A 3,471-nucleotide genomic window follows, 5' to 3' on the forward strand; every position below is an offset into this window, starting at 1 on the left:
TTATAATGATCTTGCCGTGGCACAGAGTCCTTATCTTTTGATTTTTGCGGGTTGCTGCCCTATTATTCAACTTCTCAAATGAAAGTGCATAGATATGAACAAATGCCTCCAAAGACAGGTTATAAGCGATTACTCACGAGTTATGAAACACGAGTAACTTCTGCGACTCGCCTTGAGGATTTGCTGGAGCGACACCGCTTTGGCGGTCAACACCACCAAAGCCGGCAATCCATAAAGGTGGTTAATGGCCTTTTGGTTGAACGAACCTATCGAGAGTGCCACACCGAGAAAGAGGGTGAGTAATGAAAGAGACGCACCCAGCTTCGATACAATCCCTTAAAAATGCGAATCTTGCTCGATTTCTGTCACATCGACAAAAACGCATCCAACAGGCGGTGACGCTTGAGGAACTCGCCAAGCGAAGACGCTTCGGTATGCCTTATCGAGCCCCAAACGTCAGCTACCAACTAAAAAACGGCTTCTTAACAGAGATTAATTATCGCACCGAGCCCAAAAAGAAAACGCAAAGCAAGGTTGAGTAAGTCTGCCTATTCTTTAATTTCTGAGTTCATAGTCCTGAAATCTAATGGGCTTAACTCGCCTTGTTTTGCTCCTCTTCACTCATCTTTTTGTGAAGTAACAACGAAATCACCTCACCGTCAGCACTGGTCACTTCTATCGTGTAAGAGCCTTGGCTTTTCACATAATCAATCAACGCTTCCAAGCGCTGTGTTTTGACGGTGACAGATAAAGGTTTGATTTGGTTATTACGCTCATCAAACCCTTCTTCAACTTCAGACTGATTCATATAGAGCGTATCTTCCTCTATCTCCGTGTCGGGTTTTGTCAATTGCGAGGTGAAGTTTAGCGCCTCAAAAAGGTGATTAAACAAGATGTAGAGTTCATCCGCATGAGTGAGCTTCGCTTTGTATTCTAAGTTCAATTGATTGATGTCATGCAGCCTTGCTTCGAGGTTGCCTTTAGGGTTTCGCCCGATGGCTAGCATGGTTTTAATCTCTTTTTTCAGCGTGCTGTACACCGCTTTCTTTTGCTGCCCCTTAATGAACTTCACCAAGATTTCATTGCGCTTCTTGATGGGCGTGTACCCCTTGTTGCTTTGTATTTGAAAATACAAGGCAAACAAGGCGTGAGTCACCAGTCGAGTGGTGGCTTGATAATGCTTTAGATTTTTACTCATAACGACCCAATGGGATGATTCAGTCTGTGATTTTACCAAAGACAAAGCGCCTTCGGGGATTAATCCTATCTTTGATGGTGTTAATAACCTCCACATACGCCCACAGCGCCCCTAGAAGCTATTCAGGGTGGCAATCTCAAGGATGGACGACGTCCACCGCAACAAACGCACTGCCACAACGTTGTCAGCGATATTGCAGGATAATCCAAGAGGCCAGCCAAAGGCACGGTGTCCCCGCCAACTTAATCGTTGCCGTCATTACTCAAGAGAGTCGCTTTAAGCCTGAAGCCGTTAGCCCCAAAGGGGCGAAAGGCTTAATGCAGCTGATGCCGGTGAACTATCAAGGCATTAACCCTTTTGAGCCCCAAGCAAACATTGAGCGAGGCACGCGATTACTGGCTCGATTGTTAAAAAAGTATCGAGATACCGCACTGGCTCTTGCGGCCTATAACGCGGGTGAGGGCAATGTGAGAAAATACGGCGGCATACCCCCCTTTAAAGAGACGCAGCACTACGTAAAGCGAGTGATGGCGCACTACAGTCAATTGACGGGGTGACACCCCGTCAAACCACACCAACAAAACAAATGAGAGGCAAACAGAATGCACAATACCCCCAATGGCTTTTCTGAGTACGACGATGAGAGCCTGAAAGCGTGGGCAACATCACTCAGTTACGATGACGCCCCAAAATTTGAGCTGCTCTACAACGGTCAGACCATTTTCCTAGATTTGACGACGCTACTCCAATGCTTAAAGATTGCAGAGCATTGTCATTTAACGCCACCTATTGATTCAGATTGGTGGCTAGATATCGTTAGGCGCTATTGCGTAGAGGTTAACTTGGATGGGCGTATTCAGGTTGAGAATGATTGAGCAGAAGGTAGAAAAAAGCCCTCAGAGGAGAGGGCGGTAGCAAATATCATCCTTGATGATTCTCTACCAACTTGGGGTAGATTCTTACCGTGTGGATATTGCCACAAAGCGGTCTAAATGGCGATAACAACCGACACTTACGACTCAATCATGAAGTCATCAAGGTTGATAATAACGCCATTGGTAAACGATATCTGCTTCATCTTTTTTTGGCTGGCTTTTAAAAAGTACGTATTCAGCCATTTGTCTTCATTATCTAAGGCAAAGGTGCAGTGGATACTGACCCCTTCCAAGTGAAATACATCCGTTTCAATCGTATCAATCAAGCTGTCCACATGGCGGCAGATGTGTGTTTGTGTCATACGTAATTCCCTTTGTTTAGGTTGGTTTATTACCGACCATTCTATCGACTATCGTTACCAATAAGGAAGCCCCAATGCCCAGAAAAGCCATTCAGAAGCACACTGAGGTGGTGAATCAATTACTCAATCACCCTGATGTGTTGCATCCAACAATCCGGCAATATTACTGGTTCAATGAACAGGATTCTCTTGATGAGTTGTGGTTGATTTGTAGCAGCTTCATCGCAGATATCAATGCCGCTCTCATGAGCCCCAACTCCCCCCCCCGTCGATTCAAGAAGTTGGAGGCGCAAATTAATTACGGGGGCGTTCTCCATGATGGGCAGCCTCAATGCTCAATACAGATTAATAAAGATGCCGTCAGCGACGATTGGTTGATTAAGTTAAGAAACTCGATAGGAGCCATCTATGCCTGCGTATCTCCACTCCATGCCAATCACCACGTATTGATTTTTAAGTCGCAGAGCTTACAACCGAACTCAAAAAAACAAGAGCAGCTTATTAACAACGCAAAAATGCAGCTACAACCTCTCGAACCGCCCTTAGAGCTAAAGTCACGTATTGAACGTTATGACCAGCTTGTTTTAGAGCATGGCGCATGGGTGGCATCGATAGTCCTGATGATATCCCTTGAAGGGTGCTGTTGCGGTTCAAATCAAAGCCCTTTAGAAAAGACATTGAGAAAGCATGCAAAAGATGCGCAAAAGGCTTTAAAGCGCCTTTATCTGCTTACGAGCCCTTTTTCTGTTTCATTACCACTAAGGAGGTAATTTTAATGATGAACAATACAAGACGAGTCGCCCTGCTCTCGCTGCTATCAAGCGCACTTTTAAGCACACCAGCTCTGCCCTACAGCGATACCGAGTGTGGCATTTGGATGTGCATGCCGACAGGCTTTCACGCCAGTGGATGCGGAGAGTCCAAGGACGCATTTAAAGACCGCGTAAAACACTTCAAGTCGCCTTTACCTAGTTTTCTGGGATGTATGGCGAGCTCGGGCACTGATTCCAGTCAGGGAACCGGCGACGTTGTCGCC

Annotated in this window: 7 protein-coding genes and 1 pseudogene; 6 read left to right on the forward strand and 2 right to left on the reverse strand. The window is 45.9% G+C overall.

The genetic code is table 11. From position 1 onward, the window contains the following. Positions 1-102 precede the first annotated feature (102 nt). Positions 103-303 carry a hypothetical protein gene (locus AB4484_RS17295; RefSeq protein WP_372079478.1) on the forward strand — a complete coding sequence of 67 codons (201 nt, stop codon included), beginning with the start codon at positions 103-105 and terminating at the stop codon, positions 301-303. After that, positions 303-542, forward strand: a complete 240-nt coding sequence (locus AB4484_RS17300; protein ID WP_372079480.1) for a hypothetical protein — start codon at positions 303-305, stop codon at positions 540-542. Before AB4484_RS17295 ends, AB4484_RS17300 begins: the two co-directional genes overlap by 1 nt. Positions 543-592: 50 nt before the next feature. Here the strand turns inward: AB4484_RS17300 and AB4484_RS17305 are convergent, their stop codons facing one another. Next, a complete protein-coding gene (locus AB4484_RS17305) occupies positions 593-1,198 on the reverse strand; it encodes a DUF2913 family protein (RefSeq protein ID WP_372079483.1) in 606 nt (201 codons plus the stop codon). A gap of 74 nt (positions 1,199-1,272) precedes the next feature. On the opposite strand from AB4484_RS17305, the gene AB4484_RS17310 reads away from it, so the two are divergent. Together AB4484_RS17310 and AB4484_RS17315 are read left to right on the forward strand one after the other, a co-directional pair. After that, positions 1,273-1,755, forward strand: coding sequence for a lytic transglycosylase domain-containing protein (locus AB4484_RS17310; protein WP_372079485.1), 483 nt, complete (start codon positions 1,273-1,275; stop codon positions 1,753-1,755). A 45-nt stretch (positions 1,756-1,800) separates the two neighbouring features. Beyond that, a complete protein-coding gene (locus AB4484_RS17315; RefSeq protein ID WP_372079487.1) occupies positions 1,801-2,073 on the forward strand; it encodes a hypothetical protein in 273 nt (90 codons plus the stop codon). Between the two features lie 137 nt (positions 2,074-2,210). On the opposite strand, the gene AB4484_RS17320 is transcribed toward AB4484_RS17315, so the two are convergent. Beyond that, positions 2,211-2,435, reverse strand: a complete 225-nt coding sequence (locus tag AB4484_RS17320; RefSeq protein WP_372079489.1) for a hypothetical protein — start codon at positions 2,433-2,435, stop codon at positions 2,211-2,213. Positions 2,436-2,509: 74 nt separating this feature from the next. Here AB4484_RS17320 and AB4484_RS17325 point away from each other — a divergent pair, with 74 nt between their 5' ends. Continuing rightward, positions 2,510-3,205: a hypothetical protein gene (locus AB4484_RS17325; protein ID WP_372079491.1), complete on the forward strand. Its 696-nt coding sequence runs from the start codon at positions 2,510-2,512 to the stop codon at positions 3,203-3,205. 5 nt (positions 3,206-3,210) lie between these two features. Continuing rightward, positions 3,211-3,471, forward strand: a pseudogene (locus tag AB4484_RS17330) (hypothetical protein); the annotation flags it as partial.

The sequence above is a fragment of the Vibrio sp. 10N.261.46.A3 genome (assembly GCF_041472995.1).
GTDB lineage: Bacteria > Pseudomonadota > Gammaproteobacteria > Enterobacterales > Vibrionaceae > Vibrio > Vibrio coralliirubri.